Consider the following 26189-nt stretch of genomic DNA (forward strand, 5'->3'; position numbering starts at 1 on the left):
TCGGGCGGTGGCGGAACCCGACCTGACCCTGACCGCGAGCCTGCGGCCGGCGGCCCTGGACGCCCGGCGGGGCGTCGTCCGGCTGCACCCCGAGGTGCTCACCGCGCTGGCGCTGCGCCCCGGCGACCCGGTGCGGCTGGCGGGCCGGCGGACGACCGCCGGCATCGTCGCGCCGGCCGAGCCGACCGCCAGCACGGCGCTGCTCTACGCCGACGACCTGCTGCTGGGCAACCTCGGGATCCGCGACGGCGGCCAGGTCACGGTGAGCCCCCTGCCGGTCACCCCGGCCCGCCGGGTGCTGCTCGCCGGTCCGGCGCAGATCGCCGCCGTGGTCTCCCCCGAGATGCTCCGCCTGGCCCTGCTCGGCAAGGTGGTGACGACCGGGGACGACGTGTCGCTGCTGCCGCAGGACGTGCTGCCCGACGCCTCGGTGCGCAGCCTTGTGGAGGCCGCCCGGCGCAGCCTCTCCAACAGCGTCGGGTACGCCTGGACCAGCACCCTGCTCGCCGTGGTCGCCGCCGAGCCCGACACCGGCTCGCTGGTCACCATGGACACGGTGGTCGGCTGGGAACACGGCCAGGCGACCCACGGCTCCGCCGGCACCACGCCCGGTGGGGGGCGCCTCGGGGCCGGCGGCCCGACGGCGAACGGGACCGGCCCGGGCCGACCGGGTGCCGCAGGCGTACGCGGCGGCGGCCCGGTCGTGGACGCCACGGGACGGACCGCCGGGAGCGCCGACGACGCGCCGCCCGCCGTGGACGAGCTGCCCGGGCTGCGGGCGCAGGCCGAGGAGCTCACCGAGCTGCTCGACCTCGGCTTCCACCACCGGGAGGTGCTCGGCCGGCTGGGCACGACCGTCTCGCTGGGCGTGCTGGTCGCCGGGCCGGCCGGCTCCGGCAAGGCCGCGCTCGTACGCGCCGTGGCCGCCCGGGTCGGGGCCCGGGTCAGCCCGCTCTGGGCCCCCGAGGTCGCCGCGCTGACCAACCAGGCCGCCGCCGACCGGCTGCGCACCGCCGCCGCCGAGGCGCGCGCCGACGGCCCCGGGGTGCTGCTGGTCACCGACGTGGAGGCACTCGCCCCGGCGGACGGCCCGGGCCCGGTGGCGACCGTGTTCCGGCAGGTGGTCGCCGAGACCGTACGGGCGGGGGTGGCGGTCGTCTGCACCACGGGCCGCCCCGAGGCCGTCGACCCCGCGTTGCGCGCCCCGGACCTGCTCTCGCTGCGGATCAGCGTCCCGCTGCCGGACGCGGCCCTGCGCCGGGAGCAGTTGACGGTGCTGACCCGACAGGTCCCGCTCGCCGACGACGTACGGCTCGACGAGGTCGCCGGGCGTACCCCCGGTTTCGTCGCCGCCGACCTGGCCGCGCTGGTCCGCGAGGCCGGGGTGCGCGCGGCGCTGCGGCAGAAGTCGGCGGAGACGCCGACGGTGGCCATGGCGGACTTCGCCGCCGCGCTGGAGGTCGTCCGGCCCACCACCATGGCCGCCTCCACCCTGGAGCTGGCCTCGGTGACGCTGGACGACGTGGGCGACCTGACGGAGGTCAAGGAGACGCTCACCGAGTCGGTGCTGTGGCCGCTGACCTACCCGGACACCTTCGCCCGGCTGGGCGTGCAGCCGCCGCGCGGGGTGCTCCTCTACGGCCCGCCGGGCTGCGGCAAGACCTACCTGGTGACGGCGCTGGCCGGCTCGGGGCGGGCGAACGTGCTCTCGGTGAAGGGCGCGGAGCTGCTGTCGAAGTGGGTCGGCGAGAGCGAGCGCGCGGTCCGCGAACTGTTCCGCCGGGCCCGGGAGGCCGCGCCCACCCTGATCTTCCTGGACGAGGTGGACGCGCTCGCCCCGGTACGCGGCCAGGCCAGCGACGGCGGCACCACCGACCGGGTGGTGGCCGCGCTGCTGACCGAGCTGGACGGGGTGGAGACGCTGCGCAACGTGGTGGTGGTCGGCGCGACGAACCGCCCCGACCTGGTGGACCCGGCACTGCTGCGCCCCGGACGGCTGGAACGGCTGGTCTACGTGCCGCCGCCGGACGGGCCGGCGCGGGCGGAGATCCTGCGCGCCTCGGCGCGCAACGTGCCGCTGGCACCCGAGGTGGACCTCGCGGAGCTGGGCGCGGAGCTGGACGGCTTCTCGGCCGCCGACTGCGCCGCGCTGGTGCGGGAGGCGGCGCTGGCCGCGATGCGGGAGTCGCTGACCGCGTCCACGGTCACCGCCGCGCACGTGGCCTCGGCCCGCGCCCGGGTCCGCCCGTCCCTGGACCCGACCCAGGTCGCCTGGCTCGCCGCGTACGCAGAGAAGCGGGCCGGCTGACCGCCGGCTCCCCGGTGCGACGGGCCGGCGGGGTCAGTCGGTCGGCAGGAGGGGGCCGAGCGGCCCTAGGTCGAGGTTGAGGTCCTCGGGGGCGAGGCCGAAGTACTCGCGCAGCCCCGTCATCTGCTCCTCCAGCGCCATCAGCGTGGTGCCGATCCGCTCGACCTGTTCCTCGGTGAGGTCGCCGAGGTCGACGCGGCGTAGCGCCTGCCGCTCCATGAGCTGCCGCAGCAGCTCGATCACGGTGAGCACGAGGCTGGCCAGCCCCCGCTCGACGGAGTCCCGGTCGACGGCCAGCCGACGGTCCAGCGGCGTCACCCGGGGCGGCTGCCACCGGGTGTCACCGAGCGCGGCGGCGAGTTCGGCCGCCTCGTCCCGCCGGACGCCACCACCGCCCCGTCCGCCCGTGCCCACCGCGCCGCCCCCGCCACCCGGGCCGGTCGCGCCGTGCGCGGCGGTCATGGCGACGTCCCCGGCGTCGCGGCGGCGGCGCCCGGGACGGCGTCGCGCAGTTCCGGCGGGGCCAACGCGCCGACGGAGGCGACCAGTGCGCGCAGGGAGATCCGGACCAGGTCCACGTCGGCGACGGCGATGGTGATGTCGCCGCTGATCACCACGCCGGTGGCGAGGACCCGGTCGAGCAGGTCGACCAGGGCCACCGGCCGGTAGGCCAGCGGGTCGTCGGCGCTGCTCGGCGCGAGCGACGTGGTCATGTCGCCGGCCCCCGGTCCGTCAGCACGCCGGCCCCCGGTCCGTCAGCACGCCGGCTCCCGTACGGTCAGCGCCGGCCCGGCGGACCGTTCGTCGGCGAAGGAGTACGGCGGCCACGGGCCGGTCAGCTCCAGTCGGATCTCGGGATGCCGCCCGGCGAGCGCGTCGACCAGCCGGCGGAACCCGGCGACCGCCCCGTGCCCGACCAGGTAGGCCCCGTTGAGCGCCATCGCGGTGGGCGCCCCGGAGAGCCGGCGGTCCTGCGGGGGGTGCCGCCGGGCGGCCGCCGCGTGCCCCGCCAGCGCCTCGTGCACGGCGCCGGCGGCCTCGGCAGCGATCCGCTGCCCCTCCTCGCGGGCGGTGAGCTGGGCCCGGCGCCGCCGCAGGTACGCCGCCCCGGCGCCACCCGACCCGGCGGGCTCCGTCGGGCGGGGCGTCGCGCCCGGCACGACGTACCCCTTGACGCCCCACTCGTCGTGGCCGGTGAGCCGGTCCAGGACGGCGGTCAGCTCCGCCCGGCGGGCGGTGAGCTGCCCCGCCACCCGGGCGTCGTCGTGGTGGACGGTGGCCAGTCGGGCGGGCACCACCGCGCCGCCCCGGGACAGGGCCGCGACGACCGCGTGGTGCGTCCGGGCCGCCCGTTCCAACCAGGCCAGGTCCTCCAGGTTGCGGCGCAGGGCCTCCTCGCCGTACTCGGACAGCGGCGCGGCGCTGACGACGGCGACCAGGCCGGCGGCCCGCACCGCGCGCGCCGCGGCACCGTCCATCCCGACGGTCGTGGCGAGCAGGGCCGGATCGACGTCGCGTGTCACGCCGTGCAGCCACACCCCGACGCCGTTGCCCGCCGGCCCGGCGGCGGGCAGGAGGTCAGCCGTCGAACTCATCCCACTCCTCTCCGCGGGCGGCCCGGCGGGCGACCCGGGGGCGGCGTTCCGCCTCCACCTGTTCCGGGTCGCGTGGGCCGGGCTCCACCGGCGGCCTCGCCCGCGAGCTGAGCCACGGGTCGTGCTCCCACCAGTCGATGCCGATCTGCCGTGCCGTGTCGACCGAGGCGATGACCAGCCGCAGCTTGAGCGTCAGCAGCTCGATGTCGAGCAGGCTGACCCGGATGTCGCCGGCGATCACGATGCCCCGGTCGAGCACGCGTTCCAGGATGTCGCCGAGGTTGGCCGGCTCGTGCCCGGCGGGCAGGACCTGACCGGAGTTCTGCACCACCGGTGGCGGCTGCGTGGTCACCTCAACCCACCTCGCCCTTGCCGCGCTGGTAGCGCCGCACCCGCCGGTAGCCGAGCAGGCCGCCCTCCAGGTCCAGCTCCACCTCGTAGAGGCCGAGCAGGTCGGTGGAGGCCGGGAGGCGCCGGTCCTCGACCACCTCCACCCCGACCAGCCAGCCGTCCCGCGACGACTTCAGCGAGGTGGTCCCCACGGGATCGCGGCCGGTCAACTCCACGACCTGCCGCAGCCCCTCGCGCGCCGCCTCGGCGGCCGAGATCGGTTCGAGGTACTCCTCCTCGTCGTACCGGTCGTCGACGGGCTCACTCCTGCGCGCCCGCCCGCCGTCGCCGCGGATCAGATCCACCATCGCGCTCACCTCCCTCGCCACCGCCGGGGGCCACCCCCCGGGCGCCGCCGGTCAGCCGTTCCAGCACCCGCTGCTGCCCCTGGTCCCGTTCCGCGGCGCTGATCTCGCCGGCGGCCTCCGCCGCGTCCAGCGCCTCCAGCTCGCGCCGGACGTCGACGGGGTTGTGCTGCCGTGACTCCGCCTCCCGGGCGACCACCTTGACCACGGCGGTCAGCCCCCGCACCGGCGCGTACGGCAGGGTCAGCAGCGCCCAGAGGATGTCCACCGCTCACCCGGTCAGCTGATGGGCGCTGACGAAGTCGTACGGGGCGAGCGGGCCGAGCAGCCGCATCCGGATCAGCTCCCGGCGCTGCTCGGCGTACTCCTCGACCGCCGCGACGAACTCGTCCTCCCGGTCCTGGTCGACCAGGAAGGCGGCGTTCGCCGCGTCCAGCTCGTTGCTCGGCGCCCGGGGTGCGCTCGCCACGGTGAGCGGGCCGAGCGCGTCGACGAGCTGCCGGTTCTCCGCCTCCCGGCTCAGCTCCACCGCCTGGCTGATGATCTCGCCGAGGCGGATCCGCTGCGGCCGGGTGGCCGCCTCTGGGTGCCCGCGCACCTGGTCCGCCAGCTCGGCGGCGGCCGGGTTCTCCGCCAGCACCGCCGCGATCACGCTCGCCTCGTCGTAGCGGCCGTGCACGGTGTACTGGATCCGGCCCTCGAATTCGTCGAGGGCTGCGGCGAACCGGTCGTGGTGCGCGTCCAGCAGGTCGGCGACCGCGTCGGGCCCGGTGACGACCGTGCCGAAGCGCACCGGAAGCACCGGCGCCACGGCCGCCGTGCCGTCCAGCATCTCCTGGTACGCGGTCAGGTCGGCCGGCCGGCCGATCGGCTCGGTCAGGCTCACCTCGCTGACCAGCGCGGCCAGTTCGCCGTGCCGGATCGCCGCCACCTCGCCGGGCGGGTCGCCGACCCCGGCGGCGTCCGGGGTCGGCTCCACGTCCGAGGGCACGATGCCGTAGATGAACAGTCCGGTCTCCTCGGCCATGCTCACCGACCCCCGTCGCGGCGTCGTCGGGGCCGCTCGCGGTCCCTACCCGGGCCCCCGTCCCGGTCGCCCGCGCCGAGTCCGCCGACGGTGTCCCTGACGGTGCCGCCGAGCGCACCGACGGCTCCGCCGATCCCGGAGACGGCACCGCCCGCGCCGAGCGCGCCGGCGGCGTCCCCGACCAGGTCGGTCAGCCCCTTCTGGTCCGCGGGGGTGATGTCGAACCGGTCCACCGCCTCCGCGAAGCGCAGGTACGTCTCGATGCTGGCGATGGTGATCCGGGCGTTGATCTCCAACAGCTGGATGCCGACCACGTTGACGGAGACCTGGGCGTCGATCACCACGCCCTTGTCCAGCACGGTCTCCACGACGTCGGCCAGGCTCGAGCCGGCCCCGCCGCGTTCCAGGGCACCGCCGGCCGGGCCCTCGCTCGTCGCGATGCTCACTCCCGCTCCTCCCGTCGACGCCGGACCACGGGTCGGCGGGGCGCCTCCGGGGAGCGACGGGCCCGGGGCTCCTCGCGGGGGCGGGGCTCCTCCCTCGGCTGGGGGCGACGGGCTCGCTCCGGGGCGCGACGGCGCGGCGGGGCCGGCTCCTCCTCCGGCTCCTCCCCGTACTCGTCGTAGTCGCCCCCGTCGTACTCGTCCTCGTACTCCTCCTCGGCCGGACGGCGGCGCTGCGGTGGCCGGCGGCGCGCGGTGGGCCGGCGCTCCTCGCGCGGCTCCTCCTCGGCCTCCTCGTCGACCTCCTCCTCGGGCTCGCGCCGGCCGCGCGGCGCACGCTCCGGCCGCCGCCCACTTGGCTGCTCCTCCTGCCGCTCCCGCTCCTCCCGCTCCCGCTCCTCCTGCTCCTCGCGCAGCGCGGTCTCGTGGTCCCGGACGACCTGCGAGTCCTCTATCTCGCCGCGCCAGCCCTGCACCGAGTCCGGGTCGAGGACGGTCTCGGTCATCACGTGCCGGACGAAGTGCTTCAGCTCCAGCCGGACGCGGCGGCCCTGGGCCCGCCACAGGTTCCCGGTGTGCTCGAAGAGACCCTGCGGGTGGTACTCCAGCACGACCAGGATGCGGGTCAGGTCGGGCGACAGCTCGTGGAAGCTGACCGTGCCGTCCACCGAGCCCTTCTCGCCCTTGGAGCGCCAGTGGATGAGCTTGTCCGGGATCTGCCGCACGATGGTGGACTCCCAGGTGCGGTGCGACCAGAAAACCTGTGCCTTCCAGGTCAGCTTCTCGTCGGACTCGGTGTCGACGTTCTCGACCTTCTTCATGAAGCTCGGGAAGTCGCCGAACTGGGTCCACTGGTCGTACGCGACCCGGACCGGCACGCCGACCTCGATCGTCTCCACGATGTTGGTGACCTTGAGCTTCTTTCCGCCGCCCTTGCCGCCCTTGCCGAGAGCCGCCATGACCTTCTCCTTACCGCCGGCCAACCCGGCATGGACCATCGCCTTGACCGGTGAGCCGCCCTCGGCGAGCTTCTGCGCGCCGGTGGCGGCGGCGATCAGGCCGGGGCCGCCGCCCTGCTTCGCGTAGTCGCTGAGCCGGCCGGTCGCGCCGGTGATCCGCTCGGTCACCACCTGGACCGCGCGTTCTCCGATGGCGCTGGCCAGGTTGCGCGCCTCGCCGGCGAGTTGGCCGCGGACCTTGTCCCCGAGGCCGCCGGGGCTCGTCGTACCCGTCATGGTCACCGCCCCCGCTGCTCGGTGCCGGCGTCGGACCGCCCGCCCTCGGCGTCGGCGTCCTGCTGTCCGCCCTGGGCGTCGGCGTCCTGCTGTCCGCCCTCGGCGGAAGCGTCCTGCTGCCCGCCCTCGGCGGCGGCGCCCGGCCGGTCGCCGTCGGGGGTGCCTGCGCCGCCCTTGCGGCGCAGCGCGTCGGCCGAGCCGCGCAGCTTGCCGCTGATGGCGTCGATACCGCTGCCGGCGGCAGCGGTCGCGGCCGCCTTGGAGGCGGCGGCGAGGGGGGCACCGAGGCGGCCGATGTTGCTCAACTGGGGGGACGACTGGATCAGGTTGCCGCCCGCCTTCAGCAGCCCGCCGGGCTCCCGACTGGCCCGGCCGGCCGCGACCGCGGCAGCCAGGGTGAGGGCGGTACGCAGTTTGCGCCGCCGGCCGAGCAGGTAGCCGAAGCCGACCGCGAGCCCGATTCGTGCTCCGCTTCTCATCAGTTCTCCTTCGCTCCCCGCAGCGCCGGACACCTGACGGCAATGGTCGAAAGAATTGCCGCCGGGGATCAGCACGCGCCGGACCGCACATCAGGTGTCCCGTTCAATCGGACCCGGCGGGCAGTACCCGTTGCCCCATCGGCAAAACATTTCCGCGTTTTGCCGACGCCATTGACCGGGGCTCGACCCACACACCTCGCCAAGCGCGCAAAAGGGACACCGGAGCGGCGCAGAGCAGGAAGAACGTCAGATGGTGAAGAATTGCCGAATGGCCGTCACACGGCCGGCAGCGCCGAATCGAGACATATTTCGGCGTGCACCTTACCGCCGTCCTCACGCAATTTAGCGCCGCATTTTTCCAGGACGGACACGGCACCGAGATTGTCGGCCGTGGTCTCCGCGACCACGAGGCGCATTCCGGCCGCCGCCGCCTCGTTCAACAACTCGCGCAGGGCGGCCGCGCCGATCCCCTGGCCCCGGGCGGAGCGGCCCAGCCACATCCCGGTCTCGACCGTGCCGGGCTCGCCGCGTCGGCTCATCCGGATCATGCCGACCACCTCGCCGCCGGCCAGGATCGCGTACATGCGGGTGCCGGTCGGGCCGTCCAGGCCGGCGAAGCTGGCCCGGTGGAACTCGCGGAACGCCTCCCGCCGGGCGTGCGACCACCCCGCCGGCGCCTCCACCGGCGGCATCACGTCGCCGGGCTCCGCCTCCGCAGCCGCTACGGAGAGCAATGGCTCCAGGTTTCGCTCGTCGATCGGCTCCAACCGCACCGTTCCCGCCACGTGCCGCAGTCTGCCGCCCCCACCGGCCCAAGTCCACCCCATCGGGCTTCCACTGGCGGTCCGGCGGAAGGTACCGGCCGGTCGGACCGCTGGTGTTCCGCCTCACGCTCCGCTGTCAAGGCTGGCAGGGCTGCCGGCGGGCGCGGGCCCGGTCAGGGCTCGCCGGCGTCGAATTCGCAGAGCAGCACCGAGGCGTCGTCGGCGGGCTTGTGCCGACGCAACCGGTCCGGATGGTCACGCTCCGCAGCGCGTACCCGGTCGATCAGCGCCCCCGGCCCCTCTGCGGTCGCCACGTCCAGCAGGCCCGCCCAGTCGAGCAGGCCGAACTGCTCCACCATGGCCGACGCCCCGTCGCTGAGCAGCGCCGCCCGCCGTACCGCGCCCGGCCCGCGCAGCGGCAGGGTGCCCGTCACCGCGTGGAACGCCGCGTCCGGGTCGGCGGCGGCCACCCAGTAGCCGTGGGTACGGTTCATCCGCTCCCGCTGCACGCCGACGGCCCGGCGGAACCGGGTGAGCCGGTCGGCGGAACCCGCCGGCACGGCCGCCACCGTGGCCCGCACCGCCGCCATGGCGGCGTCCAGCCGGTCGTCCGTGACCACGCTGATCCGGCCGCCGGCGTCGAGCACCAGCGGGCTGTCGCAGAGCACCAGGTAGTCCAGGTGGTCGCCGCCGTCACGCAGCAGGCAGACGGTGCTCGACGGGGTGCCCGGATGGTCGAGGTCGCACTCGCCGCCGTGGTCGGCCCGCACTCCGAGGATCGCCGCCGCCAGGTTGCTCATCAGGGTCGCCGTCGGCCGGACGGCCTCCGCCAGCCCGAGCCGGGCCGCGAGGTGCCGGACGTACCAGGACGGCCCGTGCACGCAGCCCGTGTCGAAGCCCTCCGGCACGGTCGCGCCGTCCAGCACGCCGGCCAGCGGCCCGAACCGGAAGACGAAGTCCTCGTTGAGCGGCCGGCCGGGCGGCGGCGCGGACGCGGAGCGTACCCGCATCGTCCGCGCCGCCCCGACGACCCGGGTCGCCTCAGCGGCGACGGAGGTCGTCGGCGGCCTCATGCGCCTGCCCCTGCATCTGGTGGGCGGCCGACCGGCCCTGCTCCCGTACGGCGGACGCGCCGCTGACCGCGGTGGAGCCGACCGCGCGGGCCGCCTCCTGCGCCGGCTCGCGCAGGTTGTGGCGCATCTCCTGGCCCACCTCGCGGCCGACCTCGCTGGCCTGCTCCCGAAGGTGCCCGGCCTGCGCACGCAGCTGGTCGGAGTGCTCGCTCACCATCTCCTTGGCCTGCCCGGCCCACTGCCGTTCGGGACGGCTGGCCGGGATCAGCGACGAGACCAGCAGCCCGGCGCCGAACGCGATGAGGGCGGCCGCGAGGGGGTTGCCCTGCGCCTGCTGGCGGGACTGCTGCCCGAGCGAGCGGGCCTCCTCCCGCACCGACCCGGCCACGTGCGACATCTGCTCCCGGGACTGCTCGCCGAAGGCCCGCGCCGAGTCTGCCGCGTGCGACATCCGCTCCCGGGACTGTTCCCCGAGCCCTCGCGCCGAATCGGCCGCGTGCGACATGCGCTGGCCTGTCGCGTGCGACATCCGCTGCGCGGCACCGTGCCCGTCCGACTGCACGCCCATCACCTTCTCCCTGGCCCGGGTGAGCGCGCCACGGGCCTGCCCGACGCGCTCACCGGCGATCCGCCGCGGATTGACCTTGTCGGCCAGCGCGTCGACGTCGCTGCTCAGTTCGTTCCGGGTGTTCTCGATCTCACGCCGGATCCGGTCCGGATCGTTGGACATGATCTGCTCCCTCCCGGCTGGTTCACCGACCGCGCATCGCGTCCGGTATCTCCCCTGTGGTCTGCCTCGTCCGGGGCAGCACCGCGCGGAGTTGCGCCTTCTCCTTGCGCGCCCTGCCGAGCAGGACACCCGTGACGGCGGCCCAGATGACGGCCACGATCAGCGCCGCCCAGCCCTGGTCCATCACGTTGGACAGCCCCCACCACAGCGCGTACGACACGAACAGCACCGTCAGGAATCCGGCCAGCGCCGCCCCGCCGAACATGCCGCCGACCTTGCCGGCCTGACCCGCCTCCTCGCGCAGCTCCGCCTTGGCCAGTTCGACCTCCTTGCGGACCAGCGTCGAGAAGTCCCGGGTCACGTCGCCCAGCAGGTCGCCGACCGACTGCGTCCGTTCCTTCTCGGGGGCGCTCACGGTGCCACCCCGCCGGGGATGTCCGGCCCCTGCCGACCGGGAGGCGAGGCGTTGCGCACCCGGGCCGTCCCGGTGTACGCCTCCTCGGCCACGTACGGCGCCTCGACCGTCCGCTCGTACGGTCGCGGGCCGGCTGGGCTCGGCGCGGCACCCGGTCCGGTCGGGGCGGCGGCCGGCGGGGTCGACGGCTGGCCCGCGCCCCGCGCCCCGTCGCCCGAGGCGGTCAGGTTCCGGGTGAGCCGCCCGACCAGCATGCCGGCCAGGGCCGCGCCGGCCAGGAAGGTGCCCGGGTGCCGGCGCGCGTACGACCGCACCTCGTCGAGCACCGCCGTGGGTTCGCGCTCGTCGAGCCAGCCGGCGGCCTGTTCGGCGGCGTCGGCCATCCGGCGGACCGCCTGACCGGCCATCCCGGAGTCCTCGCTGCGCTCCGCCATCGAGCCGAGTTCGCGCCCGATGCCGCGCAGCCCGTCGGCGGCCCGGTGCTGTTGCGCCCGGGCCTGGTCGCGCAGTTGCGTGCCGGCCTCGCCGGTCAGGTTGCGCGCCTGCCGCCGGGCCTCCGACGCCACCTGTCCGCCCTGTTCGGCGGCGGTGTGCGCGACCTGTCCGCCGGCCTGGGCCGCCTGGTGCCCGACCCGGGACGCCTCCTGCCGGGCCTGCTGTGCGGTGCCGGTCGCACCGTCCGGTGGCCGGCTCGGGTTCATCTGCGTCATCGCCCGCTCCCTCCGTCGGCCCCGGGCCGCAGGTCACGGCCCGGAACGTGAACCGGCCGCGGCACGCGGCCCGGAACGACACCCGCGTACCCGTGCGGGTCGCCGACATTCGTGCGCGGGGTCCGGGACAGCGGTGGGACGGCCGGCCGCGCGGTACACGGCGACGGCACCGGACCGCCGGTGGCCGACGGGTCGGAACCGGTCGCGGGGTGCGACAGCGGTCAGCGGCGGCGGTTGCGGGCCCGGGAGGAACGCAGCCGACGTAGCCGCCCGACCAGAACCGGTTCGGCGGCGAGGGCGGCCGGGTTGTCGAGCAGCGCGTTGAGCAGCTGGTAGTAGCGGGTGGCCGAAAGGCCGAAGGTGTCCCGGACGGCCTGTTCCTTGGCGCCGGCGTGCCGCCACCACTGCCGCTCGAAGGCGAGGATCCGCCGTTCCCGCTCGGTCAGGCCGCCCTCCGGGCGGGCGTCCGCCGGGACGCCGGTGTCGAGGTCGGCGGGCCCTGCGTCGGTGCCGAGGTCGCCGGGCGGTACGCCGGTGTCGAGGTCGGCGGCGCCGGGCGGTGCCACGGCGAGTTCCGGTTCCGCCGCCGAGCGGGGCTGCGGGACGGTCGGTGCCGCGGCGACCGGGCCGCCGCGCGGGTGGGGGACGACGCCTGCGGCGTCGGGCGCGTCGGCGACGACCGCCTCGCCCGTCGCGACCGGCTCGCCGGACCGTCCCGCCGCGGGCGGCTCGGTGGCGGCCGGGGCGGCGTCGGCGGGCTGCATGGCGCTCCTCGTGGGGCTGGTCCTGCTCCGGGCGGATCGGTCTCCTGGGGCGGCGCGCGGGCGGCACACCGCGACAGCCGACCGGTGGGGAACACCAGCCTAACCAGGGCGGACCCGGTTCGCATCGGACGATCCGGCGGTGCGACCGGGGCCGGGGAGAGCCACGGTCGCACCGCCTGACGGTCAGGAGATGTCGCGCCGGCGCATCGCCCAGAGGGCCGCGCCCAGGATCACCACGAACCCGACCGTCATCATCACCGAGGACTGCTGCCAGGTGATGTCCAGAGTGTCCGGTTTACACTCGCCGTAGTAGGTGGCCTGGCAGGTGTTCCAGTCCTCCAGGGTCACCTTCTTCTGCATCCACGCCACGGCGTAGGTCGGCAGCAGCCAGGCCTCGGCGAAGCGCACGCCGGCCATCGCCAGCAGGATGCCGAGGCCGAACTGGCCGACGACCATCAGTGCGATCACCCCGCCCAGGGCCATCGCGGTGTGCCGCCCCAGCGAGGCGAGCGCGAAGCCGATGGTCGCGGAGACCAGTGCGAGCACCAGGCCGCGCAGCCCGGTCAGGGCGAAGGACTGCCACGCCCCGGAGGTCATCTTCGCCGTGCTGCCACGGAACGTGGCGACCAGCCAGAAGCTGCCGAACCACAGCACCGCCGTGGGCACCGCCAGGGCGACCAGCCCGGTGAGCAGCGCCGCCAGCTTCGTCAGCAGTACGGTCAGCCGCTTCGGCCGCCACAGCAGCAGGTTCATCATGCCGCCGGTGTTCCACTCGGCCCCGACGAACGAGGCCCCCACGACGAACCCGACCAGCGCGAGGATCGCCGCGAGCGGCAGCAGCGTGTCGCCGAAGTTCTCCCGGAAGTCGAAGGTGGAGGGCAGGAACCACTGCGTCTCGATCGCCTCGCGGGGCGGCGGCTGGATGGACGCGCAGTCCTCCGGGAAGCCCTCGGACTGGCCCGTTCCGGCGGCCTTCGCCTTGTCGCACTCCGCGCGGTACTGCGCGTTGTGGCGGACGTCCTGCTGCCACTGCTGCTCGGCGGCGCGCTCGGCCTTCGCCACCGCGGCGGCGTCGATCTTCTCGTTGGTGAAGAAGACCCCGACCACCACCATGGCGAGCACCAGCAGGCCCAGCAGGCTCATCCAGCGGGTGAAGCGCCGCTTCGCGAGCCGGCGCAGCTCCGTACGGTAGAGGCTCACGCGCCCCACCCTCCTCCGGCGGCGCCGGGCTGCCCCGCGCCACCGACCTTCGTGGACTGGTCGACCTGCCGGTGCTGGCCGGGTACCGGCGCGGTGGCGGTCAGTTCGAGGAAGACGCTCTCCAGGTCGACGGCGACCGGGGCCAGCTCGCTGACGTAGAGACCCTGCTCGGCGAGGAGCCGGGTCACCGTGGCCGGCTTGTCGACCCCGGCGAGCATCAGGTGGTCGGGCTGACCGGTCACCCGGATGCCCGCGCGGGTCAGCGCCTCGGCGGCGACCGGCAGGTCGGTGACCGCCTCCAGCCGCACCCGGACCGCGCCCGAGGAGTGCTGCGCGAGCACCTGCTCGACCGGCCCGAAGGCGACCCGCCGGCCGAGCGAGATGATGGTGACGGAGTCGCAGATCAGCTGGATCTCGCCGAGGATGTGGCTGGACAGCACCACGGTCATCCCCGACTCGGCGAGGCTGCGCGTCAGGGTGCGCATCTCCCGGATGCCGCCCGGGTCGAGGCCGTTGGCCGGCTCGTCGAGGATCAGCAGCTTCGGGTTCTTCAGCAGGGCCGAGGCGACGGCGAGCCGCTGCTTCATGCCGAGCGAGTAGGTCTTGACCCGCTCGCCGGCCCGGTCGCGCAACCCGACCAGCTCCAGCACCTCGTCGACGCGCTGCCGGGGCACGTCGCCCGCGCCGGCGAGCAGGGACAGGGTGTCGCGCGCGGTGAAGTGCGGGAAGAACTGCGGGCTCTCCACGATCGCGCCGACCTGACCGGCGACGGCGGGCAGCGCCGCGGGCACCTCGTGGCCGAGGACCGTCATCCGGCCGCCGTCGGGCCGGATGAGGCCGAGCAGCGTACGGAGCGTGGTGGTCTTGCCCGACCCGTTGGGGCCGAGGAAGCCGTGCACCTGCCCTTCTTCGACCCGCATGTCGAAACCGTCGAGCGCGTTGCGGGTGCCGCGCCGACGGCTCTTGTACGTCTTGCGGAGACCTTCGATCTCCAGGACAGCTGGCAAGCTGCACCTCCCCCGATGGGCGTATGACACGCGACACCATACGCGGTATGCAGCGCATCGCAATACCCGGTATGCATCCGACGCGCCGACGCATGAGGAAGGTGACTCTGCGTGACCTGGCTTGCCGGGAGGCGCGCGTACCTCAGGCGCAGACGACCGTGACCCCGGCGGCCCGGAACGCCTCCACCACCTCGGGGTTGGCGCCCGAGTCGGTGACCAGGGTCTCCACCCGGTCCACCGGGCAGATCCGGGCGAAGGCGTGACCGCCCAGCTTGGACGAGTCGGCGATGATCACGACCCGCTTGGCCCGCGCCACCATCAGGTTGTTCATCGCCGCCTCGCCCTCGTGGTGGGCGGCGGCGCCGAGCTGCGGGTCGATGGCGTCCACGCCGAGCAGGGCGACGTCCAGGGTGACCTCGCGCAGCAGCGCCCCGCCCAGCGGGCCGACCAGCTCGAAAGACTTCGGGCGGACCACGCCGCCGGCCACCACGACCTTCATCCGGGAGCGGACCAGCAGCTCGTTGGCGATGTTCAGCGCGTTGGTGACCACGGTGAGCTGGGCGCCCTCGGCACTGGTGTTCAGGTCGGGCCGCACGGCCAGGGCCCGGGCCACCTCCGTGCTGGTCGTGCCGCCGTTGAGGCCCACCACGGTGCCCGGCGAGACCAGCGCCGCGGCGGCGGCGCCGATGCGCTGCTTCTCCGCCGAGTGCTTGGCGGTCTTGTAGCGCAGCGGCAGGTCGTACGAGACGCCGTTGGCGACCGCGCCGCCCCGGGTCCGGGTGATCATCTGCTGCTGGGCGAGCTGGTCGAAGTCACGCCGGATGGTGGCCTGGGAGACGTCCAGCCGCTCGGCGGCCTCCTCGACGCTGACCCGGCCGTTGTCGGTCAGCATCTCGAGCAGGGCGTTCCATCTGGCGTACCGGTCCACCCCGGCCCTCCCGTTACTGCGCGGTCGGTGATTGATTGCGTGCACAGTAGTGCGCGAAACTACGAGGGCGCAAAACCCTGTCTTGCGCGATGCCGGGGCTGGTTGCCACAGCCAGCCGCTTTCGCGCAGAATAACGCGCGAAAGGCGGCTCTAACGAGCCGTATTGCGCACCGCTCCCCTGCGTAGGAGTTCTCATGTCGTACGTCGACGCCGAGATCGCGAGCCAGCCCGACTGCTGGCGGGAGGCGGCGCGACTCGCCGCCACCGCGACGAGCCACCTCCCCCGCCCCGGGGAGCGGATCGCCGTCGTGGGCTGCGGCACGTCGTGGTTCATGGCGATGGCGTACGCGGCCCGCCGCGAGCACCTCGGCCAGGGCGAGACCGACGCCTTCCAGGCCTCCGAGTTCCCGACCGGCCGGCGGTACGACCGGCTCGTGGCGATCACCCGCTCCGGCACCACCACCGAGGTCACCGAGCTGATCGCCGCCCTGCGCGGGCAGGTGCCGAGCACCGTCCTGGTCGGCGACCCCGACTCCCCCGCCGTCGCGCTGGCCGACGCGGCGGTCACCATGCCCTTCGCTGACGAGCGCTCGGTGGTGCAGACGCGCTTCGCGACCACCGCGCTGGCCCTGCTCCGCGCCCACCTCGGCGACAACATCGACGCGCTCGCGGCCGACGCCGAGGTGGCCGTACGCGCCCCGCTGCCGATCGACCCGACCCGCATCGAGCAGGCCACCTTCCTCGGTCGCGGCTGGACCGTCGGGCTGGCCCAGGAGGCGGCCCTGAAGTGCCGCGAGGCGGCGACCTTCTGGGCCGAGGCGTACCCGGCGATGGACTACCGGCACGGCCCGATCTCGATCGCCGCCCCGGGCCGGCTGGTCTGGGCGTTCGGCGAGCTGCCCGACGGGCTGCCGGCCGACGTGGCGGCGACGGGCGCGGCGTTCGTGCACAGCCGCACCCACGGCTGCCGCACCGTGCTCGGCAGCTGGGCCGCCGGCCGTACGCCCGTCGACCCGATGGCCGACCTGATCCTGGCGCAGCGCTTCGCCGTCGCGCTCGCCACCAGCCGGGGCCTCGACCCCGACGCGCCCCGGCACCTGACCCGCTCCGTGGTCCTCGCGTGAGGTCGGCCGACGTCGTCGTCGCGCTGGACGTCGGCGGCACCGGGATGAAGTGCGCCCTGGTCCGGGGCGACGGCACCGTGCTGCACGCCGAGCGGCACCCCACCGACGCCGGGCGCGGCCCGGACGCCGTGGTGGACACCGTCCTCGGGGTCGCCGAGGGACTCGCCGGCAAGGCCCGCGCCGACGGGCTCGACCCTGTCGCGGTCGGCATCGCGGTGCCCGGGGTGATCGACGAGGCGCGCGGGATCGCCGTCTGGTCGGCCAACGTGGGCTTCCGGGACGTACCGCTGCGGGACCTCGCCCAAGATCGGCTCGGGCTGCCCACGGCGCTCGGCCACGACGTGCGCGCCGGCGGCCTGGCCGAAGCCCGGCTCGGCGCGGGACGCGACGCCGGGCACGTCCTCTTCGTCGCGATCGGCACCGGGATCGCCGCCGCCCACGTGGTCGCCGGTACGGCCGCCACCGGCGCGCACGGCGCCGCGGGAGAGATCGGCCACATCCTGGTACGCCCCGGCGGACCGCCCTGCGGCTGCGGTCGGCCCGGCTGCCTGGAGGCGGTCGCCTCCGCGTCCGCCATCGGTCGGCGCTACTCCGCGCTGGCGGGGGTCCCGACGAGTGCCGCCGAGGTCGCCGACCGGGCGGCCGCCGGTGAGCCGCTGGCGGCGGACGTGTGGCGGGAGGCCGTGGAGGCGCTCGCCGACGGTCTCGCCACCGGCCAGGCCCTCTACGACGTGGAGACCGTGGTGCTCGGCGGCGGGCTGGCGCGCGCCGGCGCGCGGCTGTTCGACCCGCTCCGGGCCGCGCTGCACGAACGGATGACGTTCCACCGGGAGCCGCGCCTGGTCGCGGCGGCCCTCGGCGACGAGGCCGGCTGCCTCGGCGCCGCCCTGCTCGCCCTCGACAGTCTGGAGAAGTGATGGCCAACCGGGTGAACGGCAAGGTGGTGACCCCGACCGGCGTGATCCGGCAGGGCTGCGTGGAGCTGGACGAGGGCCGGATCCGGGCTGTCGCCGAGTACCCGTCCGTGCGCGACGGGCACTGGATCGTGCCCGGCTTCGTCGACATGCACACGCACGGCGGCGGCGGACACACCTTCACCACCGGCGACGCCGGGCAGGCCCGGCAGGCGGCCGACTTCCACCTGCGGCACGGCACCACCACCCTGCTGGCCAGCCTCGTCAGTTCGCCCTTCGCGCTCATGCGCTCGGCCACCGAGGCGTTCGCCCCGCTGGTCACCGAGGGGGTGCTGGCCGGGATCCACTTCGAGGGCCCGTACCTCTCCTCGGCCCGCTGCGGCGCGCAGAACCCCGAGTACCTGCGCGACCCGTCCACGGACGAGCTGGCCGAGCTGGTCGAGCTGGGCGGCGGGGCGGTCCGGATGGTCACCCTCGCCCCGGAACGCGACGGCGCGCTGGAGGCGATCAAGCTGCTCACCGCGCACCAGGTGGTCGCCGCGGTCGGCCACACCGACGCCACGTACGACGAGACCCGCGCCGCCGTGGCGGCGGGCGCGAGCGTCGGCACCCACCTGTTCAACGGGATGCGGCCGGTGCACCACCGCGAGCCCGGCCCGGTGGTGGCCCTGCTGGACGCCCCGAACGTGGTCTGCGAGCTGGTCGCCGACGGCGTGCACCTGCACGACGGGATGCTGACCTTCGCCACGTCGACGGCGGGCCCCGAGCGGGCCGCCCTGATCACCGACGCGATGGCCGCGGCCGGCATGGCCGACGGCGAGTACGACCTGGGCGGCCAGGCGGTCACGGTGGCGGACGGCGTGGCCCGGCTGGCCCGCGACGGCGCGATCGCGGGCAGCACCCTGACCATGGACGCCGCGCTGCGGCACGCCGTGGGCGCCGGAATCCCGATCGCGGACGCCGTGCGGATGGCGTCCACCACGCCGGCCCGCGCGATCGGCCTCGGCGACCAGCTGGGCGCGCTCCAGGTCGGGCTCCGGGCCGACCTGGTGGTGCTCGACGACGACCTGAACGTGGTCCGGGTGATGCGCGGCGGCTCCTGGGTGGAGTGACCGCCGGCCCGGCTCCGGCGATCCGGCGGTCCTGCCGCCACCGGTCCTGCCGCCACCGGCCCGGACGTGCCACGCCACCGGTTCCTGCCGCTACCGGCCCGGCCGCGCCGGAGCCGGGCCGGGCCGGGCCGCCCAACGCTGTCGAGCTGAGTCGTCTACGACATCAGCCGCCCTCGTCCGCCTGAATCGTCTACGACATCAGCTCGACAGGGCCGCGACGACCCACCACCCGAGGAGGGGCGCCGGCCCGCGCCCGTCCCCGGGACGCGACGGGACGGGACGGACCTCAGGCGTCAGGCGTCAGGTGGTGGGGACCTCGACGCCGAGCACCGCCTGCTCGTCCGGGCGGTGCACCAGCACGTCGGCGAGGAACGACTGCACGGCCGGGGCCATCCCGACGTCCCGGCCGGCCCGCTCGGAGAGCAGCCACTTGTGCTCGATGATCTGGGCGAAGAGCTCCTGCGGCTCCAGCTTGCGGCGCAGGTGCGCGGGCACGGCCCGGACCACCGGCTCGAAGACCTCGGTCAGCCAGCGGTGCGCGGCCTGCTGCTCGTCGGTCAGGTAGCTCTCGGCCCGGTAGGCGTCGAGGTCGTTGAGCAGCCGACGGGCCTGGTTCTCCTCGGCGTCCAGGCCGGTCAGGCGCAGCAGCCGCCGGGTGTGGTAGCCGGCGTCGACCACCTTCGGCCGGATCAGGTACCGGCCGTTGTCGATGGTGGACATGGCCACCTCGGCGACGTCGAAGCCCAGCTCGTTGAGGCGGCGGATCCGCCCCTCGATGTCGTGCCGGGCCTCCCGCTCGACCTGCTGCTCGTAGGTGATCTCGTGCCACAGCCGCTCGTAGCGCTGCACGACCTCCTCGCAGACGACCTCCGGGTCGATCGACTCGTGCAGCAGCCCGGCGGCCTGGAGGTCGAGCGCCTCGCCGAAGATGTTGACCCGGGCGATCTCCAGGTCCTCGCCGCGCTGGCCGTTGGAGAGCGAGTGGTGCAGCGCCCCGGTCTCGGCGTCCACCAGGTAGGCGGCGAACGCCCCGGCGTCGCGGCGGAACAGGGTGTTCGACAGCGAGCAGTCGCCCCAGAAGAAGCCGGTCAGGTGCATCCGGACGATCAGCGCGGCGAGCGCGTCGAGCAGCCGGCCCATCGTCTCCGGGCGCAGGGTGTGCGAGAAGAGCGCCCGGTAGGGCAGGGAGAACTGCAGGTGCCGGGTGATCAGCACCGACTCGAGGGGTTCCCCGTCATCGGTCTGCCGGTCGGCGACGATCGCCACCGCCTCCACCGACGGGAAGTCGATCCGCTCCAGGGCGCGCAGCAGGTCGTACTCCCGCTCGGCGACCCGCTCGCGGGTCTCCTTGAACGCGTAGACGTACTCACCCAGCCGGACGAAGCGCACGATGTGCCGGGAGATGCCCTGGGGCAGCGCCACCAGGTGCTGCGCAGGCCACTCCTCCAGCGGCGTCGACCAGGGCAGGTCGAGCAGCGCCGGGTCCACGAGGGCCGAGGTGATCCGCACGGGCACAAGTCTGACGGGTTCCCCCCGCCGAGCGCCTCCCTTCGTGGCTCGGCACACAGCCGTCCCCGGCCCGTCCCGGTCCGGCGCCGACCGGGGCCGGTAGCGTGACGGGGTGCGCGAGACCACGGCGGTACGGGGAAAGGTCCAGCTCCGGCCGGTCCGGCCGGCCGGCTGGTGGTTCGACGCGCTGCTGCTCACCGCGTTCGCGGCGCTGACTCTCGCGCTCGCCGAAGGGCAGCTCCACGATCTCGACCTGGCCGTCAGCGACTGGGCGTACGCCCACGACCCGGCCCCGCTCTACTGGACCGCCCGGGTGTTCAACCTGCTCGGGCAGGGCGGTTGGCTGCTGATGCCGGTCTCCGGGGCGCTCGCCCTCGCGGTCGCCTGGCGCCGGCACTCCGTGCGGCCGCTGTTACTGGTGGGCGCCGCGTTCCTGCTGACCTCCCTGACCATCGGCCCGCTGAAGCTGTGGACCGACCGGGCGGCGCCGAGCGCGACGGTCAAGGACCCGTTCCTGCCGCCCGGCGAGGCGGTGGAGATCTTCAACCAGCTGCCGGCCGGGGCCTACTCGATGTCCTACCCGTCGGGGCACGTCGCCAACGCGATCGTCTGGTACGGGGTGATCGCGGTGCTGCTGATCGCGCTGACCGCCGGGCGGCTGTCCCCGGTCGCGTACCGGCTGGTCCGCTTCGCGCCACCGGCGATCCTGCTGGTCACGACCACCTACCTGAACTTCCACTGGCTCACCGACGGGCTGGCCGCCCTGCTGCTCGGCCTCGTCCTCGACCGGGTGCTGCACCGGGTGCCCTGGGACGGCCTGCCGTTGCCGGGCGCGCTGCGGGACTGGAACCATCCGTTCATCTCCGTTCCCTAGGGTCCCGCCGTGGATCAACTGGCGCGCCGGCTGGGCGCAGGGGACGCGGTGGTCATCGGTCTGGGCTCGATGCTCGGCGCGGGCGTCTTCGTGGTCTTCGCGCCCGCCGCGGCGGCGGCCGGTGGGGCGGGGCTGCTGGCGGCCCTCGTACTGGCCGGTCTCATCGCCTTCTGCAACGCCACCAGCTCGGCCCGGCTCGCCGCCCGCTACCCGGAGTCCGGCGGCACCTACGTGTACGGGCGGGAGCGGCTCGGCCCCTTCGCCGGGTTCCTGGCCGGCTGGGGCTTCGTGGTCGGCAAGACGGCGAGCTGCGCGGCGATGGCGCTGACCATCGGGGCGTACCTCTGGCCGGGGCAGGCGCGGCTCGTCGCCGTCGGCGCGGTGGCGGCGGTGACCGCCGTGAACCTGCGCGGCGTCGGCAAGACCGCGACCGCGACGAAGGTGCTGGTCGGCGTGGTGCTGGCGGTGCTGGCCCTGGTCGCGGTGGCCGGCGCGGTCCGCGGCGACGTCGCGCTGGACCGGCTCGGCGACCTCGGCGGCGGCGGGCGGGGCGTGCTCACCGCCGCCGGGCTGCTCTTCTTCGCCTTCGCCGGGTACGCCCGGATCGCCACCCTCGGCGAGGAGGTACGCGATCCGGAGCGGACCATCCCCCGGGCGGTCCCGCTGGCTCTCGGCGTGGTGCTGGCGGTCTACCTGGTGCTGGCGGTCGTGACGGTCGGTGTGCTCGGGGCCGACCGGCTGGCCGCATCCTCCGCCCCCCTGGCCGACGTGGTGACGGCCGCCGGGCTGCCCGGCCTGGCGTGGCTGGTGCGCGCCGGGGCGACCGTGGCGGTGACCGGGGTGCTGCTCTCCCTGCTCGCCGGGGTGGGGCGCACCGCGCTGGCGATGGCCCGCCGGCGCGACCTGCCGGGGGCGCTGGCCGCCGTCCACCCGGTGCACCGGGTGCCGCACCGGGCCGAGCTGGCCGTGGCCGCCGTGGTGGTGGCGATCGTCCTGCTGGGCGACGTGCGCGACGCGATCGGCTTCTCCAGCTGCACCGTGCTGGTCTACTACGCGATCACCAACGCCGCCGCGCTGACGCTGGGTCGGGACCCGGGCCGGCGGCTGCCGGTGCGGGCGCTGGCCGTGCTGGGGCTGGTCGGCTGCCTGCTGCTCGCGGTCAACCTGCCGCCGGCCAGCGTGCTCGCCGGCGCCGCCGTGCTCGCCGCCGGCGCCCTCTGGTACGCCCTGCGTCCCCGCCGGGCCTGACGCCGCCGGCCCGACCCGTCACTCCTCCGGCTGCCGGGGCGCGGGCGTGACCGGCTCCTCCGGCGGGGGTGGCGCGGCCTCGCGGAGCAGGGCGTTCAGGCCGGCCCGGCGGGCCACCACCGTCAGCCGGTCGCCCGCGACGATCACCAGGCGCGCGTCGGGCGCCCAGTCGAGGCGCTGGCCGGCCCGGGCGTGCGCCAGCAGGCGTACGCTCTCGGCCCGCCCTACGGCGGCGAGCGGCCGGCCGTCCAGCGGCGATCCGGCGGCGACGCTGACCTCGGTGACCAGCAGCGCGTGCCGGCCGACCGGGATGGTGGCGATCACCGCGCGGTCCAGCAGCGCGGCGGCGAACGACGGCGCCGCGAGGTAGGACACGCTGCGCGAGACGCCGATGCCGAACGCCTGCTGGATGCGTTCGGCGAAGTGGCCGTCGAAGAGCCGCAGCACCACCTGGAGTTCCGGGTTGACGGCCCGGCCGATGAGCGCCGCCTGGAGGTTGGTCTCGTCGTCGGTGGAGACCACCACCAGCGCCTGGCAGCCGCCCACGGACGCCGACTGGAGGGTCTCCTCCAGCGCGGCGTCGCCCACGATCAGCGGTACGCCGAGCCGCCGGGCCAGCGCCCCACCGCGCGGCTCGGCCAGCTTGTCGATCGCCACCACCTCGACGCCGAAGTCGCAGAGCTGGGCCATCACCCGGGTGCCGACGTTGCCCAGCCCGACCACCACCACGTGCCCGGAGCGCTCCGGCTGGATGCGGCCGGAGTGCAGGGCCAGCCGGGCGTTGACGATGCCGTCGACCACCACGGCGGTGATCAGCGGGATCAGCGCCAGCCCGGCCAGGTTGAGCACCACCTGCATGACCTGCTCGGCGGCCGACTTGTCGGGGTTGGGGTCCTGCCCGGTCAGCGTGGTGACCAGCGTGAGGTAGAGCGAGTCCCCCCAGTCCTTCTCGTGCGCGGCGTAGCCGTTGAGCCAGCCGAGCACGCCGATCACCGCCAGCAGCACGATCACCGCCACGCCGATCTTGCGGGTGGCGAAGCTGCGTACGGCGCGCAGCAGCACGGTCAGGGGACGGCGGCGCCGGCGGGCCCGTCTCAGCCGGCGGGCGGCCAACTCCGTACCGGGTGGCGTCCCGGTCGCCTCGGCGATCACCAGGTCGGCCACGCCCTCGTCGGCGGGCAGCAGCCGGACCTGCTGCGGGTCGCGGGTGTCGGCCACCCCGCAGACCACGTCGGTCGGGCGTACGTCGTCGCGGCGGGCCACGTAGAGGGTGCGACCGCCGTGCCGGAAGTGGGTGGGGGCGACCTCGCCCAGGGCGGCGGCCACGAAGGCGGGGGCGGCCATGGAGGCGTCGGAGAGCACCGCCGAGTCGGGGAAGATCTGCCGCACCCCGTTGGCCAGGCCGGTGTTGAACATCCGCACCACCAGGCGCAGCCGGGGCTCGACCTCCTGCGCGCAGAGCGCGGCGTGCATGTTGCCGACGTCGTCCTGGTGCAGCAGGGCCAGCCCGTCGGCGCCGGCCAGCCCGGCCCGGCGGAAGGTGACCTCGTCCAGCCGGTCGGCGCGGACGACCTCGACGCCCTGGAGGTCGCGCCCGTCGGGCTCGTCGGAGCTGGGTCGTTCGGGCACGACCAGGGTGATCCGGACGCGGCCGGCCTGGAACTCGGTGGCGAGCAGTGCGCGCACCACCCAGTAGGCGAGGGCGTCGCGGCCACAGATCACGTAGTGCGCCCGCGCGTCCCCGTTGACCCGGAGCCGCCGACCGGCACGGCGCGCACGATCCAGCAGGGGCTCCGCCATGTGCCGCATCGTAGTCAGCCGGTCGCGGCGCGCGCAGCCCCGTGATCATGAACGCTGGTCGCGTCGGCATGTCCCATCGGGGGACGGGTAGAGCACGGGCATGCAGACGTTCCTGCCGTACCCGGACTTCCTGGCCAGCGCCCGGACGCTGGACCAGAAACGGCTGGGCAAGCAGCGGGTGGAGACCATCCAGGTGCTGCGGGGGCTGACCTGGCCCACGTACGGCTGGCGCAACCACCCGGCGGTCAAGATGTGGGCCGGGTACGAGGAGGCCCTCACCCGGTACGGGCTGGACGTCTGCGCGGTCTGGTGCGAGCCCGGGCGGGCCGACACCTGCGCGAACACGATGACCGCCGACCTCGCCGCCGCCTGCGGCCTGACCCTGGTGCGTACCCAGGCCGAGCTGGCCGAGGCCGGCGAGTTGCCGCCCTGGCTGGGCCGCGACGACCTGCACCTGAGCCACCGCTCGTCGCTGCTGCGCAAGGACCCCGGGCACTACGGCCCGATCTTCGGCGACGACGTCCCGACCGACCTGGAGTACGTCTGGCCCGCCTCGGACCGGCAGCGGCGCTGCCTGCCGCCGCCGACGTGAGTCGGGGCGCGTGAGGCGCCTGCGGTCGGGGAACGTTCCTCCTGACGGGTCAGCGGGCAGACTGGAGACCCATCCGGCGGGAAGGTGCACATGGCGCTGTCGAAGGTGGTCGGTCGGCTCATCGGCGTACGCGAACACGAGGTGGACCCGGGCGGTGGCGGCGCCCCCCGCGTGCCGGGCCGGGTCGAGGCGGTGGTGGTCGGCGGCGGGATCGCCGGCATGTCGGCGGCGGTGGTGCTGGCCGAGCGCGGGGTGGCGGTGACCGTGCTGGAGGCCGCGCCGACGCTCGGCGGCCGGCTCGGGGCCTGGCCGGAGACGCTCGCCGACGGCACCCGGCAGATGAACGAGCACGGCTTCCACGCGTTCTTCCGGCAGTACTACAACTGGCGGTCGATCCTGCGCCGCGTCGACCCGGAACTGGGCTTCCTCAAGCCGATCCCGGGCTACCCGATCCTGAGCGAGCGGTGGCCGACCGAGGAGTTCGGCAGGCTGCCGCCCGCCCCGCCGGCGAACCTGCTGGCGCTGCTGCTGCGCAGTCCCAGCCTGCGCCTGGGCGACCTGCGCGGGATGGACCGGGACGCGGCGCTGCCGCTGCTCACCTACGACCCGAAGCGCACCTACGCCGAGTTCGACGACAGCACCGCCGACGCGCTGCTCACCTCGCTGCGGCTGCCGGACCGGGCGCGGGCGATGCTCTTCGAGGTCTTCTCCCACTCGTTCTTCAACCACGAGGCGGAGATGTCGGCGGCGGAGATGATCGCCCAGTTCCACTTCTACCTGCTCGGCAACCCGGAGGGGCTGGCCTTCGACTGCCCGGACGAGGACTACGCGACGGCGATCTGGGAGCCGTTGACGCGGCACGTGGAGAAGCACGGCGGCCGGGTGGTGACGGGCGCCGCCGCCACCACCCTGACCCGCGACGGCGAGGGCTGGCGGGTGACGACCGCCGACGGCACGTCGTACCCGGCCGGGCACATGGTGCTCGCCGTCGACCCGCCCGCCCTGGCCGCGCTGGTCGCGGCCTCGCCCGGCCTGGCCGACCACGCGCCCCGACTGGCGGCGCGGATGCCCGCGTTCGGCCGGCCCGGCCCGCCGTACGCGGTGGCGCGCTACTGGTGCGACGGGGACGTCTCCGCCGACCGGGCGGTGTTCAGCGGGGTGTCCCGGCAGCCCACGCTGGACTCGGTGACCCTCTACCACCGGCTGGAGAACGAGTCCCGCCGCTGGGCGCAGCGCACCGGGGGCTCGGTCGTGGAGCTGCACGCGTACGCCTGCGACGCGGGCGTGCCCGCCGAGGAGCTGGCCGAACGGATGCGGGCCGAGCTGACCGCGCTCTGGCCGGAGGCGGCCCGGCTGCGGGTGCGCGAGCTGCGCGCCCGGGTGGAGGCGCAGGCGCCCGCCTTCACGCCCGGCAGTCACGCCTGGCGGCCGGGGGTACGCACCGACGCCGCCGGGCTCTACCTGGCCGGCGACGGCATCCGGACGGATTTCCCGAGCGCGCTGATGGAGCGCTCGGCGGCGACCGGGATCGTCGCGGCCAACCACGTCCTGCGGGCCGAGGGCGGCGCGGCCGAGCCGGTGCGCTCGATCCGGCCCCGGGGCCTGCTCGCCGGGCGGGGTTGAGCAAAACGGACAAAAGACCC

At 75.1% G+C, this 26189-nt stretch carries 29 protein-coding genes; 8 read left to right on the forward strand and 21 right to left on the reverse strand.

Annotated elements, in window-relative coordinates; translation table 11 throughout:
* The first annotated feature begins 7 nt into the window (after positions 1 to 7).
* Positions 8 to 2308 (forward strand): AAA family ATPase, encoded by a 2301-nt coding sequence (locus ACTMS2_RS16760; protein ID WP_441176181.1) that lies wholly within the window; start codon positions 8 to 10, stop codon positions 2306 to 2308.
* A gap of 33 nt (positions 2309 to 2341) precedes the next feature.
* Here the strand turns inward: ACTMS2_RS16760 and ACTMS2_RS16765 are convergent, their stop codons facing one another.
* From ACTMS2_RS16765 to ACTMS2_RS16855, 19 genes are all read right to left on the reverse strand, one after another.
* Positions 2342 to 2770: a gas vesicle protein K gene (locus ACTMS2_RS16765; RefSeq protein WP_441176182.1), complete on the reverse strand. Its 429-nt coding sequence runs from the start codon at positions 2768 to 2770 to the stop codon at positions 2342 to 2344.
* Positions 2767 to 3021 carry a gas vesicle protein gene (locus tag ACTMS2_RS16770; protein ID WP_441176183.1) on the reverse strand — a complete coding sequence of 85 codons (255 nt, stop codon included), beginning with the start codon at positions 3019 to 3021 and terminating at the stop codon, positions 2767 to 2769. The genes ACTMS2_RS16765 and ACTMS2_RS16770 overlap by 4 nt, the downstream gene beginning before the upstream one ends.
* A 42-nt stretch (positions 3022 to 3063) precedes the next feature.
* On the reverse strand, positions 3064 to 3903 hold the full coding sequence (locus tag ACTMS2_RS16775; protein ID WP_441176184.1) for a GvpL/GvpF family gas vesicle protein: 840 nt from the start codon (positions 3901 to 3903) through the stop codon (positions 3064 to 3066).
* The gene (locus ACTMS2_RS16780) at positions 3887 to 4255 is read right to left on the reverse strand and encodes a gas vesicle protein (RefSeq protein ID WP_088998131.1); all 369 of its coding nucleotides are present in this window, start codon (positions 4253 to 4255) and stop codon (positions 3887 to 3889) included. Before ACTMS2_RS16780 ends, ACTMS2_RS16775 begins: the two co-directional genes overlap by 17 nt.
* 1 nt (position 4256) lies before the next feature.
* Positions 4257 to 4601: a gas vesicle protein GvpO gene (locus tag ACTMS2_RS16785; RefSeq protein ID WP_363896366.1), complete on the reverse strand. Its 345-nt coding sequence runs from the start codon at positions 4599 to 4601 to the stop codon at positions 4257 to 4259.
* Positions 4555 to 4866 (reverse strand): gas vesicle protein GvpG, encoded by a 312-nt coding sequence (locus tag ACTMS2_RS16790; protein ID WP_441176185.1) that lies wholly within the window; start codon positions 4864 to 4866, stop codon positions 4555 to 4557. The genes ACTMS2_RS16785 and ACTMS2_RS16790 overlap by 47 nt, the downstream gene beginning before the upstream one ends.
* 3 nt (positions 4867 to 4869) lie before the next feature.
* On the reverse strand, positions 4870 to 5625 hold the full coding sequence (locus ACTMS2_RS16795) for a GvpL/GvpF family gas vesicle protein (protein ID WP_441176186.1): 756 nt from the start codon (positions 5623 to 5625) through the stop codon (positions 4870 to 4872).
* Between the two features lie 2 nt (positions 5626 to 5627).
* On the reverse strand, positions 5628 to 6071 hold the full coding sequence (gene gvpJ, locus ACTMS2_RS16800; protein ID WP_441176187.1) for a gas vesicle protein GvpJ: 444 nt from the start codon (positions 6069 to 6071) through the stop codon (positions 5628 to 5630).
* Entirely contained in the window at positions 6068 to 7303 is a 1236-nt protein-coding gene (locus ACTMS2_RS16805; protein ID WP_441176188.1) for an SRPBCC family protein, read from the reverse strand. Before ACTMS2_RS16805 ends, gvpJ begins: the two co-directional genes overlap by 4 nt.
* A gap of 2 nt (positions 7304 to 7305) precedes the next feature.
* Complete coding sequence (locus ACTMS2_RS16810) at positions 7306 to 7782, reverse strand: hypothetical protein (protein WP_441176189.1); 477 nt, start codon at positions 7780 to 7782, stop codon at positions 7306 to 7308.
* A 275-nt stretch (positions 7783 to 8057) separates the two neighbouring features.
* A complete protein-coding gene (locus tag ACTMS2_RS16815; RefSeq protein WP_441176190.1) occupies positions 8058 to 8567 on the reverse strand; it encodes a GNAT family N-acetyltransferase in 510 nt (169 codons plus the stop codon).
* A gap of 152 nt (positions 8568 to 8719) precedes the next feature.
* Positions 8720 to 9619, reverse strand: coding sequence for a hypothetical protein (locus ACTMS2_RS16820; RefSeq protein ID WP_441176191.1), 900 nt, complete (start codon positions 9617 to 9619; stop codon positions 8720 to 8722).
* On the reverse strand, positions 9588 to 10349 hold the full coding sequence (locus ACTMS2_RS16825; protein ID WP_441176192.1) for a DUF3618 domain-containing protein: 762 nt from the start codon (positions 10347 to 10349) through the stop codon (positions 9588 to 9590). The genes ACTMS2_RS16820 and ACTMS2_RS16825 overlap by 32 nt, the downstream gene beginning before the upstream one ends.
* Before the next feature lie 22 nt (positions 10350 to 10371).
* The gene (locus tag ACTMS2_RS16830; protein ID WP_441176194.1) at positions 10372 to 10764 is read right to left on the reverse strand and encodes a phage holin family protein; all 393 of its coding nucleotides are present in this window, start codon (positions 10762 to 10764) and stop codon (positions 10372 to 10374) included.
* On the reverse strand, positions 10761 to 11474 hold the full coding sequence (locus tag ACTMS2_RS16835; protein WP_441176195.1) for a hypothetical protein: 714 nt from the start codon (positions 11472 to 11474) through the stop codon (positions 10761 to 10763). The genes ACTMS2_RS16830 and ACTMS2_RS16835 overlap by 4 nt, the downstream gene beginning before the upstream one ends.
* A 221-nt stretch (positions 11475 to 11695) precedes the next feature.
* On the reverse strand, positions 11696 to 12238 hold the full coding sequence (locus ACTMS2_RS16840; RefSeq protein ID WP_441176196.1) for a DUF3263 domain-containing protein: 543 nt from the start codon (positions 12236 to 12238) through the stop codon (positions 11696 to 11698).
* A gap of 183 nt (positions 12239 to 12421) precedes the next feature.
* Positions 12422 to 13438 carry an ABC transporter permease subunit gene (locus tag ACTMS2_RS16845; RefSeq protein ID WP_441176197.1) on the reverse strand — a complete coding sequence of 339 codons (1017 nt, stop codon included), beginning with the start codon at positions 13436 to 13438 and terminating at the stop codon, positions 12422 to 12424.
* Positions 13435 to 14445: an ATP-binding cassette domain-containing protein gene (locus ACTMS2_RS16850; RefSeq protein ID WP_363619664.1), complete on the reverse strand. Its 1011-nt coding sequence runs from the start codon at positions 14443 to 14445 to the stop codon at positions 13435 to 13437. Before ACTMS2_RS16850 ends, ACTMS2_RS16845 begins: the two co-directional genes overlap by 4 nt.
* A 142-nt stretch (positions 14446 to 14587) precedes the next feature.
* Entirely contained in the window at positions 14588 to 15373 is a 786-nt protein-coding gene (locus ACTMS2_RS16855; protein ID WP_088998118.1) for a DeoR/GlpR family DNA-binding transcription regulator, read from the reverse strand.
* A 194-nt stretch (positions 15374 to 15567) separates the two neighbouring features.
* On the opposite strand from ACTMS2_RS16855, the gene ACTMS2_RS16860 reads away from it, so the two are divergent.
* The 3 genes from ACTMS2_RS16860 to nagA are packed head-to-tail and all read left to right on the forward strand — an operon-like array spanning position 15568 to position 18523.
* A complete protein-coding gene (locus ACTMS2_RS16860) occupies positions 15568 to 16497 on the forward strand; it encodes an SIS domain-containing protein (RefSeq protein ID WP_441176198.1) in 930 nt (309 codons plus the stop codon).
* Entirely contained in the window at positions 16494 to 17414 is a 921-nt protein-coding gene (locus ACTMS2_RS16865; RefSeq protein ID WP_101412986.1) for an ROK family protein, read from the forward strand. Before ACTMS2_RS16860 ends, ACTMS2_RS16865 begins: the two co-directional genes overlap by 4 nt.
* Complete coding sequence (gene nagA / locus ACTMS2_RS16870; protein WP_441176199.1) at positions 17414 to 18523, forward strand: N-acetylglucosamine-6-phosphate deacetylase; 1110 nt, start codon at positions 17414 to 17416, stop codon at positions 18521 to 18523. Before ACTMS2_RS16865 ends, nagA begins: the two co-directional genes overlap by 1 nt.
* Positions 18524 to 18823: 300 nt before the next feature.
* On the opposite strand, the gene ACTMS2_RS16875 is transcribed toward nagA, so the two are convergent.
* Positions 18824 to 20032 (reverse strand): DUF4032 domain-containing protein, encoded by a 1209-nt coding sequence (locus ACTMS2_RS16875; protein WP_441176200.1) that lies wholly within the window; start codon positions 20030 to 20032, stop codon positions 18824 to 18826.
* A gap of 112 nt (positions 20033 to 20144) precedes the next feature.
* Here ACTMS2_RS16875 and ACTMS2_RS16880 point away from each other — a divergent pair, with 112 nt between their 5' ends.
* Together ACTMS2_RS16880 and ACTMS2_RS16885 are read left to right on the forward strand one after the other, a co-directional pair.
* Positions 20145 to 20906, forward strand: coding sequence for a phosphatase PAP2 family protein (locus ACTMS2_RS16880; RefSeq protein WP_441176201.1), 762 nt, complete (start codon positions 20145 to 20147; stop codon positions 20904 to 20906).
* 9 nt (positions 20907 to 20915) lie between these two features.
* A complete protein-coding gene (locus ACTMS2_RS16885) occupies positions 20916 to 22154 on the forward strand; it encodes an APC family permease (protein WP_441176202.1) in 1239 nt (412 codons plus the stop codon).
* Positions 22155 to 22172: 18 nt separating this feature from the next.
* Here the strand turns inward: ACTMS2_RS16885 and ACTMS2_RS16890 are convergent, their stop codons facing one another.
* Positions 22173 to 23963 (reverse strand): NAD-binding protein, encoded by a 1791-nt coding sequence (locus ACTMS2_RS16890; RefSeq protein WP_441176203.1) that lies wholly within the window; start codon positions 23961 to 23963, stop codon positions 22173 to 22175.
* A gap of 91 nt (positions 23964 to 24054) precedes the next feature.
* Between ACTMS2_RS16890 and ACTMS2_RS16895 the strand changes: the two genes are divergently transcribed.
* Together ACTMS2_RS16895 and ACTMS2_RS16900 are read left to right on the forward strand one after the other, a co-directional pair.
* Positions 24055 to 24546 (forward strand): MSMEG_6728 family protein, encoded by a 492-nt coding sequence (locus ACTMS2_RS16895; protein ID WP_441176204.1) that lies wholly within the window; start codon positions 24055 to 24057, stop codon positions 24544 to 24546.
* A gap of 90 nt (positions 24547 to 24636) precedes the next feature.
* Positions 24637 to 26169: an FAD-dependent oxidoreductase gene (locus tag ACTMS2_RS16900; RefSeq protein WP_441176205.1), complete on the forward strand. Its 1533-nt coding sequence runs from the start codon at positions 24637 to 24639 to the stop codon at positions 26167 to 26169.
* Positions 26170 to 26189 lie beyond the last annotated feature (20 nt).

The organism is Micromonospora sp. SD12, from assembly GCF_052068495.1.
GTDB lineage: Bacteria > Actinomycetota > Actinomycetes > Mycobacteriales > Micromonosporaceae > Micromonospora > Micromonospora echinofusca.

Bases quoted from the DNA above. Each gene is read 5' to 3' on its own strand.
- ACTMS2_RS16765 (WP_441176182.1), bottom strand. From the start codon at position 2,770: ATGACCGCCGCGCACGGCGCGACCGGCCCGGGTGGCGGGGGCGGCGCG.
- ACTMS2_RS16770 (WP_441176183.1), bottom strand. From the start codon at position 3,021: ATGACCACGTCGCTCGCGCCGAGCAGCGCCGACGACCCGCTGGCCTAC.
- ACTMS2_RS16775 (WP_441176184.1), bottom strand. From the start codon at position 3,903: ATGAGTTCGACGGCTGACCTCCTGCCCGCCGCCGGGCCGGCGGGCAAC.
- ACTMS2_RS16785 (WP_363896366.1), bottom strand. From the start codon at position 4,601: ATGGTGGATCTGATCCGCGGCGACGGCGGGCGGGCGCGCAGGAGTGAG.
- ACTMS2_RS16795 (WP_441176186.1), bottom strand. From the start codon at position 5,625: ATGGCCGAGGAGACCGGACTGTTCATCTACGGCATCGTGCCCTCGGAC.
- ACTMS2_RS16805 (WP_441176188.1), bottom strand. From the start codon at position 7,303: ATGACGGGTACGACGAGCCCCGGCGGCCTCGGGGACAAGGTCCGCGGC.
- ACTMS2_RS16810 (WP_441176189.1), bottom strand. From the start codon at position 7,782: ATGAGAAGCGGAGCACGAATCGGGCTCGCGGTCGGCTTCGGCTACCTG.
- ACTMS2_RS16820 (WP_441176191.1), bottom strand. From the start codon at position 9,619: ATGAGGCCGCCGACGACCTCCGTCGCCGCTGAGGCGACCCGGGTCGTC.
- ACTMS2_RS16825 (WP_441176192.1), bottom strand. From the start codon at position 10,349: ATGTCCAACGATCCGGACCGGATCCGGCGTGAGATCGAGAACACCCGG.
- ACTMS2_RS16835 (WP_441176195.1), bottom strand. From the start codon at position 11,474: ATGACGCAGATGAACCCGAGCCGGCCACCGGACGGTGCGACCGGCACC.
- ACTMS2_RS16840 (WP_441176196.1), bottom strand. From the start codon at position 12,238: ATGCAGCCCGCCGACGCCGCCCCGGCCGCCACCGAGCCGCCCGCGGCG.
- ACTMS2_RS16860 (WP_441176198.1), top strand. From the start codon at position 15,568: ATGTCGTACGTCGACGCCGAGATCGCGAGCCAGCCCGACTGCTGGCGG.
- nagA (WP_441176199.1), top strand. From the start codon at position 17,414: ATGGCCAACCGGGTGAACGGCAAGGTGGTGACCCCGACCGGCGTGATC.
- ACTMS2_RS16890 (WP_441176203.1), bottom strand. From the start codon at position 23,963: ATGCGGCACATGGCGGAGCCCCTGCTGGATCGTGCGCGCCGTGCCGGT.
- ACTMS2_RS16895 (WP_441176204.1), top strand. From the start codon at position 24,055: ATGCAGACGTTCCTGCCGTACCCGGACTTCCTGGCCAGCGCCCGGACG.
- ACTMS2_RS16900 (WP_441176205.1), top strand. From the start codon at position 24,637: ATGGCGCTGTCGAAGGTGGTCGGTCGGCTCATCGGCGTACGCGAACAC.